Raw genomic sequence first — 7,334 nt, 5'->3', positions numbered from 1 at the left:
CTCAGTCGGAACGGAGATCAACCCCTCGTTTTGAAAAAGGGCTATACTTTTTAATTTGTCACCTTGATTTCATTGACATAATAGTATTTCAACAACATAAGCGCCAAATACAAAAGGTTGTATTTGACGCTGGAATGTTTATTTAGTTTGTTTAGGTACTTCTACTGTGAATGGTTGGAATTTCACTTCTTTTAGTGCTGACTTATCAAATGGTATTTTTGTTTCTGCACCATCCTTATCAATTTGTACACCACCTCCGCCTGAAGGAAGCGCTAAATAAGGGGTAATCGTTAATTTTTGAACATCGTCTGAAATCGGGTCAAAGGACTTGATGCTGCTAAAGTTCCATACATCATTATCGAAATGACCATCTCCCCCACCTGAATGCGATGTAATCTCCTTGCCATTCTGATCAGTAATACGGAATTCTATAAACGATGCACTTACTTGTGGATTATCAAATGTACCCTTTTCACCAGCTTTATAGTTAAGTGCTATACCTGTTGGGCTTAATGAAATTTTGGACACATCTAGTTGAATGCCCTCTACTTGTTGCTGATGATTGACAGGAACATAAATAGTATCCGTAATCTTTGTAACAGGAACCTCAAATTCCCACCTTTCTCCTTTCCTACCATTTAACAATAAACCTAACTCAAAGGAATCCGGCATGTTCTCCTTCACATCAAATCTTGCGATACCTGTACGAACCGTTGGACTTAAAACTTTTTCTCCATAGCTTCCTGAACCTGTTTTAGGGATTTCACCATTAATCGTATAATCAAATCCTGCCCCGAAGTAATTTTCACTTAATTCCTTTTCAGAATCAATTGTAAGCCCTACCGTAATATTAGACGCATCATAAAGGACTTCATCTATCGTAACGGAAATACCATTAATTGTATGTTTTTCTCCAATAGTGCTTGTTAGCCCTTGTTCACTTGCCTGTTTTAGCCCAAGGAAGCCAGAGTTACTGAATACCGATCCGACGATTGGTAGCTGCGATAATGTACTTGCGAATGTTGGTGATACATATGCGGCGGAACCAACCATAATACTAAATGCAGCTGCGGCACTTGCTACATATAGTAATGGTTTACGTTTACTTTTTCTTTTAATTTGTAAAGGTGTTTGTCTCATATTTGTTTGCTCCTCTGCTTGTTGTACGCCCTTTGCAATTGCTGCACGTACCTCATCTCTTGGGAATGCTGGAAGACTTCCATTTTCATTAAATGACTTTTTCATTGAACGTTGCACTCCTTTCTAATTGTCGCTTTAATTGTTTTTTTCCACGATGTAAATATGTTTTAATCGTGCTAACAGGCTTATCCATTACTTCTGAAATTTCTTTCATCGGCAAATCATGATAATAAAATAAAATAATGGCCATTTGCTGAGAATGATTTAATTGCTTTATGGCTTCTGGTAAGTCAATTGGATTCACAATGACATTTTCTTCATGTTGTAAACGATTTAATAATTCACTTTCTTCGTAGGGGATCATTTTTTGCCCTTTTTTAAGTAAGCGGTAGCATTCATGGATTAAAATGCGAAATAACCATGTGGTGAAAAATTCCGGTTGCTTTAGTTGGTGAACACTTAAATAGGCTTTACATGCTGCCTCTTGAATCGCATCCAGTGCATCTTCTTTTTGGCCAACATAAGAAAGCGCGGTATAAAATAGCTTTTCTTCCTCTAAAATGAGTAGCTGCTCAAACGCTTCCTTATTCCCTGCAATAGCCTGTTTGACGATAGCAATATCATGTTCCATGCTGCTTCCCTCCTTTCAATAATTAGAGTCATTCACAAACACAAAAGGTTTCACTTTCGTCATTTCTTTTTTCTATCCATCAGTTTGGTTCTTCTATTTATCTATTTTCTGTCAACAACAAAAAAGTAGACTACCCTCTTAAGTAGCCTACTAAACGTTTATTTATCCAATTTAAAGGTTACATCGCCAACACCGATTTCCGAGCTGACCTCTAATACAACATCTGCATTTTCATAGGCTTCATTGACATAGACACCCTTTCCTTTTGAAAGTAAGCCTTCTATGCTTGAGGAACCTAACCCTTCTTCTGTTGTTAGTTTTACCCCAACCGATGATGGTAAAATGACAGTAGCTGCACCAACGCCTGTTTCAATGTTTGTTTCGAAGCTTTTCTTCCAATCACCACTTAAATCCACAAGTAAATCACCAACACCGGTTTCAATATCTAATTTTTCCAGCTGCAGACCTCGTAAATCAAGCTCTGCTGTTGAAGCTCCTGTTTCAATAGAGAGATCCATTGGAATATCCTCATTAAGTACGATATCCCATGTATTTTTCATTTTTCCAAGACGAATGTTTGTTGAGCCTTTATGTTCAATCTCTACATTTCCTGTCTTACCTTGTAGATCGTAATGTACCTGTGGTGCCAATTTTTTAATATTATATTGAGCGGTACCTTCAATCCAATCCTTGGCGCCTTTTTTAACAATTAATTCTCCTACACCAAGATTGATATCAACCTCTAACTTTTCAGCCTTATCCTTTTCCACAAGGATCGTTTCATCTCTGGTCTTTTCTGGGAAAACTGAGTAGCACCCCGATAAAAGCAATAATGAAGCACCCATCATTACACCAATTCCAATCATTTTTTTCAATTTTATTTCCTCCCGCTATATAATTTACCAATAAATTCATTATATAGGAATGCAAAATAATAAAAACGACCCTCCGCTTTAAATTCGTCTAAGACCTGAGACGTAGTAAAGATTGATTCAATACGAGAAAATATCTGAGGATTCGTAGGGTGAATATTTATTTCCTTCATGATCATATACATCGATTTTTAGCTGTGAAGGCGTAACGGTCGCTTCTAGTTCCACTGGCACTAATTGCGCACTATTTGAATCAATGGCAATCTCCATACGCTTTGATCCAGTGTCAATAACTAATTTTTCGATAGTATGATTTTCCAATAAAGGTATCACAATATAATGGGTTTCTGGAAAGTAGATAATATTCATATTTGAACCACTTTGTATAATATGATCTAATACATATCCTTTTCCATCATGCTTGAAAATGGCAATCTCTCTAATTTCATCACTTGAAAAATAACCCAATCGATATGGGGGAATCGTTATCGCGTCAAGCATTGTACTGCTAATCAATTGGAATGGACCCCAGTGTATTGCCTGTTGAATTTCCGCTTCATTTTGTACGTAAACACGATCTCCAATTCGTTCAGACATATTCCCCAAAATGGCAATAATGATAATGATACATAGTAGTAAACGCCAATACCATTTTTTCATGATTGCCCATAAGGCATAGCTAAATAATAAGAGGCTCGAAATTAACCCAACTACCATCCAGGGTCGTTGTAATGCAGTATAATCTTTCACCACACCAGACTTTTCTGGATAAATAACCGCTGATGCAGACTGTATAACATTGTCATGTTGTTCAAGCATTGACTTCAAACCAAACAATAGACATCCTGTAATAAAGATTGTAAGAATAAGAGGCACCCACGACTTTCTAGTTGTTTTTTCATTGATTTTTCGAAAGGTTTTTAACTGTTGCTCCTGAGAAAATGTAGCATCCTTATACAAATTGTTTATGGCACTACGAATCTGATCCATATTCAAACCCCTCCTCCATAAGCGTCAGTCCTACCATTTGACGCGCTCGCCTTAATCTTGACTTAACGGTATTTTCAGGTAGCTTTAACAGATTCGCAATTTCCTTTAATGAAAACTCAGCAAAATGAAATAATAGTAGTACATCTTTATATTTAATTGGCAGCTGCTCGATAGACGCAACAAGCATTGCCCCTGCTTCATTTTCAAGTACTTCCCTCTCTGGATTACCAGAAAGGCTTATGAATTTGCCCCAAAAATCAATGACTTGAATTTTTTTATAGCGCCAGCTTGAAAGATAACTATGACAATTATTAATGGCTATTCGATATAAATAGGTTTTAACAGAGGACTCCTCTCGAAATTGCTCCATTCTTTCGTAATATTTAACGAATGTATCTTGAACTAAATCCTCCGCCACGGTCCAATTTTTCACATATGTATAACATATGCGCAATAAATAATCGCCATAAGTTGTCATAGCACGAGATAGATGAGCATCCTTTTGCTCTTTTATCACCCTTATCATCCCCTCGCTCCACTTTCTTGAAAAGCATTTATAGTTAGACCGTTGACTAACGAAAAAGTTTCATGAAAAATAAAATTTCATGAAACTTGATTAGTCTACTATTTAATTTCCTTCCATTAAGGCTTTTAGGTTGGCTAGTGATGCCTCATAGCCACTCATATTAAACGTTACAGTAGTACCATTTTGTGCTTCCTCTAATAAAATAGCAATCAACGTTTCTTCTATATCTAAGTAAAACGAAAATTCCTGATTCTGTATGACATTTTTGATTGTTAATATCATTGGCAATTTTTCAGTGAGTCCATTATGAGCATTTGGCATTAATGTGAAAATTATTTTTTCACTAGCCGCCAAACATGGAATTTCCCATCTTGAGCCTGGAGCATACCATTGTGATAACTGCTGTTCATCCGTAATAGCTCGCCAAACCATATCAATACTTGCATTAATCCAAATCGAACTATTTTCTTTCACTCCTGACACCTCCATTTACAGCGCATTCCTCTTTCCACTATTTTATCCTATTAATGGAATGGATAACAGCTACAAATTAATCTCTGTTTAAATCGATTCCCAATTATTCATGAGTTTTGTTGGTAGATCTATATAAATTCAAAGCACCGAGAGCAACGATACCTGCTATACTGTCCATTGCTAACTGATGACTAGATAAAATAGTGACCAAAAAGCCGTATAAGGATGGTGCAATCACAATAAATAGTTGATTAATGGTTAAAGCTGCGCTCACAGTTAAGCCAACATAATGTGGATTGGATTTCTCTGTCACACATGTGATGAATAAAGAATACCAGCCAAGTGCTATAAACCCGAATAGAAAACTAAAAACAATCATTAAGTTCTTGAAGTGTAGAATGAATGGCAAACTTATAGCAAATATCACCGTGCTTAGCATCACCAAGATTAATAATAGTTCACGCTTTTGTGCAAATTGGTCACTGATCCACGCAAGTCCTACTCTCCCTACCATCCCACCAAGCAAAACAAGGCTTAAATATAAACCTGCCTCTGTTAATGAATAATGCCCTTCCTCATGTAAATATCCCATGAAATGGGCGATAAGAATCATTTGTAAGGTCATCATTACGATTCCTACTATATAAATCGGATATAAGTCTTTATTATTTTTTATGGCCTTGATCTTATCACTAAATGTAAAAGATGAGCTTGCCATTTCTATACGTTTTTTAGGTTCTTGATATATCAGTAAAAATAATAGACCACCGGCTATTGCCACAATGCCTTGCATAATGTGAACCGAGGATAGATAAAAATGATTGTACATATACGTTAGAACAGTAGATGCTAAGGCACCACCAATTGGTATGCCTGTTTGACGAATGCCAATCGCCAGCCCTCGATGCTTGTCTGGAAACCATTTCACAATGGCGGTACTACCTCCAGTTTGTGCACTACCATACCAAATCCCTACAACTACTAATACAAGAAGTAATGTCGTATAATTGTTGACGGAGACAAGTAGAAATGCTGACAGCCCTAATAAAATGGAGCCCCAACCGATAATATGCTTTTCTCCTTTTTTATCCATGATGTAGCCAAAAACAAGCATCGAGAAAATTGGGCCTATATTGACGGCTGATACAATTAGCCCTGTTTCGAAAGATGATAAATTCCATTCAATTTGATAGAACGTGGCAATTGGTCCCATGCCATATGTGACAAATGTTGCAGCTGTTTGCGAAAGTGTAGCCACTAGTAAGATAACCCATTTATAATAAGTATTCATAAAACCCTCCAAAAGCATTACACTACTTTATTTGTGCAGTATAATTTTATTTACCTAGAGTTTACGCTCGTCACTTACGTGCGTAAAATGGAGGAAAATGATAGGGGCTATCAAAATATTTAATAGGTGTGTGACAACAGACATGAATCTAGAAGAAATCGCCTTAAAAATTGAGCTATTGGAGAGGCAGAATTTAAGTAAATCCGCTGAAATGACGAATTACACACAATCAGCATTAACATCAAAAGTGAAGAAAATGGAGGCGGAAATTGGACAAGAGGTTTTTAAACGAACAACGCAAGGCTTGAAAATTACTGATGTGGGAATACAATATTTACATTTTTTAAAGCTAGTTGCACAAGAGTATGAGGAATTTTTACAAGCTATTGGATCAGCTCAATCAACCATCCACTTCGGTACTTCTCATACTACAATCAAAATTTATGGTGCACCCATTATGAGCGCACTCCAGACCAATAATAGTTTGATTGATGTAGATTTTACAGTTGAATCCAGTACATCATTAAATCAAAAAGTACACAGTACCGAGATGGATTGTGCACTAACGAGTAATCCGATTAAACATTATCCTGACTTAAACTATGACCTGATTGCGACGGAAACATTTGAAGTGATTTCGAATAATAAGCAGCTGATTGATTTTAAGCAGCGTACACCTGTAACATTGCTCGTGTTAAGTAAAGGCTGCATGTATTCGCGTGCAATGGTGGAATGGCTTAAAGACGAGCAAATTCCGTTTACAATAAAAGAAATTAAATCGGTCAGCAGTATTCTCGATTTTCTACAAATAGACAATACAATCGCTGTTTTAAATACAAAATTAATCCATCTTTATAATTATTCAAACATTCATTTTTACGATTTAAAAAAGCTTAATAAAGTCATTGAAACGGTCTTTATTTATAAAAAAAATAATCAACAACACTCACCCATCTTTCAATTAAAAAAGATTATTGAGTCATTACTTGAAGCCAGTTGAAAATTGCAAGAGCATACCTTAACATGGCTATGCTCTTGCAAAAGGTTTAACTCCTTTCCGATTCCGTGACATCCACCTGAGTTCCTCTATTTCAGTGGGTGTTTGGACACGCACTGAAAGGTAGCATCTCACCACCTATAGAGATAGGAGACTTCTGTACCTGCCGTTGCCGCTGCCGCTACGCTTACGCGCATAAAACATCTGCTGCTACACTTTCTGTACAAAAGACATTTGCTGAAAGAAGTTATGTTAGCCTAAAATCATTGCATCCATGCGATAACGGCTAACTGACCTGCATCACGCAGGCCTAAACACAAAGCCGATTCCAGACGCAATTATGCCGAGGCATAATTGATTTATCTCAATGATTTGGCGCCATTAACAAATATTTTTTTGTACTGATGATGGCA

At 36.7% G+C, this 7,334-nt stretch carries 8 protein-coding genes; 1 reads left to right on the top strand and 7 read right to left on the bottom strand.

Annotation, left to right across the window (positions count from 1 at the left end; all coding sequences use genetic code 11):
* Positions 1-138 precede the first annotated feature (138 nt).
* From AC1RNS_RS09380 to AC1RNS_RS09350, 7 genes are all read right to left on the bottom strand, one after another.
* On the bottom strand, positions 139-1,245 hold the full coding sequence (locus AC1RNS_RS09380) for a DUF4179 domain-containing protein (RefSeq protein ID WP_492992126.1): 1,107 nt from the start codon (positions 1,243-1,245) through the stop codon (positions 139-141).
* Positions 1,229-1,771, bottom strand: coding sequence for a sigma-70 family RNA polymerase sigma factor (locus tag AC1RNS_RS09375; RefSeq protein WP_492992125.1), 543 nt, complete (start codon positions 1,769-1,771; stop codon positions 1,229-1,231). Before AC1RNS_RS09375 ends, AC1RNS_RS09380 begins: the two co-directional genes overlap by 17 nt.
* A gap of 158 nt (positions 1,772-1,929) precedes the next feature.
* The gene (locus AC1RNS_RS09370; RefSeq protein WP_492992139.1) at positions 1,930-2,637 is read right to left on the bottom strand and encodes a toast rack family protein; all 708 of its coding nucleotides are present in this window, start codon (positions 2,635-2,637) and stop codon (positions 1,930-1,932) included.
* 126 nt (positions 2,638-2,763) lie between these two features.
* Positions 2,764-3,633: a hypothetical protein gene (locus tag AC1RNS_RS09365; RefSeq protein ID WP_492992123.1), complete on the bottom strand. Its 870-nt coding sequence runs from the start codon at positions 3,631-3,633 to the stop codon at positions 2,764-2,766.
* Positions 3,617-4,150 (bottom strand): sigma-70 family RNA polymerase sigma factor, encoded by a 534-nt coding sequence (locus tag AC1RNS_RS09360; RefSeq protein WP_492992122.1) that lies wholly within the window; start codon positions 4,148-4,150, stop codon positions 3,617-3,619. The genes AC1RNS_RS09365 and AC1RNS_RS09360 overlap by 17 nt, the downstream gene beginning before the upstream one ends.
* A gap of 111 nt (positions 4,151-4,261) precedes the next feature.
* Entirely contained in the window at positions 4,262-4,633 is a 372-nt protein-coding gene (locus AC1RNS_RS09355) for an SRPBCC family protein (RefSeq protein WP_492992121.1), read from the bottom strand.
* Between the two features lie 103 nt (positions 4,634-4,736).
* On the bottom strand, positions 4,737-5,924 hold the full coding sequence (locus AC1RNS_RS09350) for an MFS transporter (protein WP_492992119.1): 1,188 nt from the start codon (positions 5,922-5,924) through the stop codon (positions 4,737-4,739).
* A 142-nt stretch (positions 5,925-6,066) separates the two neighbouring features.
* On the opposite strand from AC1RNS_RS09350, the gene AC1RNS_RS09345 reads away from it, so the two are divergent.
* Positions 6,067-6,924: a LysR family transcriptional regulator gene (locus AC1RNS_RS09345; RefSeq protein ID WP_492992118.1), complete on the top strand. Its 858-nt coding sequence runs from the start codon at positions 6,067-6,069 to the stop codon at positions 6,922-6,924.
* Positions 6,925-7,334: the final 410 nt, after the last annotated feature.

The organism is Lysinibacillus sp. GW821-FHT14F06 (genome assembly GCF_058803665.1).
The sequence above is the reverse complement of the archived record's forward strand: the minus strand, read 5'-3'. Positions and strand labels throughout refer to the sequence as shown.

Bases quoted from the DNA above. Each gene is read 5' to 3' on its own strand.
- AC1RNS_RS09345 (WP_492992118.1), top strand. From the start codon at position 6,067: ATGAATCTAGAAGAAATCGCCTTAAAAATTGAGCTATTGGAGAGGCAG.
- AC1RNS_RS09350 (WP_492992119.1), bottom strand. From the start codon at position 5,924: ATGAATACTTATTATAAATGGGTTATCTTACTAGTGGCTACACTTTCG.
- AC1RNS_RS09370 (WP_492992139.1), bottom strand. From the start codon at position 2,637: ATGATTGGAATTGGTGTAATGATGGGTGCTTCATTATTGCTTTTATCG.
- AC1RNS_RS09380 (WP_492992126.1), bottom strand. From the start codon at position 1,245: ATGAAAAAGTCATTTAATGAAAATGGAAGTCTTCCAGCATTCCCAAGA.
- AC1RNS_RS09365 (WP_492992123.1), bottom strand. From the start codon at position 3,633: ATGGATCAGATTCGTAGTGCCATAAACAATTTGTATAAGGATGCTACA.
- AC1RNS_RS09375 (WP_492992125.1), bottom strand. From the start codon at position 1,771: ATGGAACATGATATTGCTATCGTCAAACAGGCTATTGCAGGGAATAAG.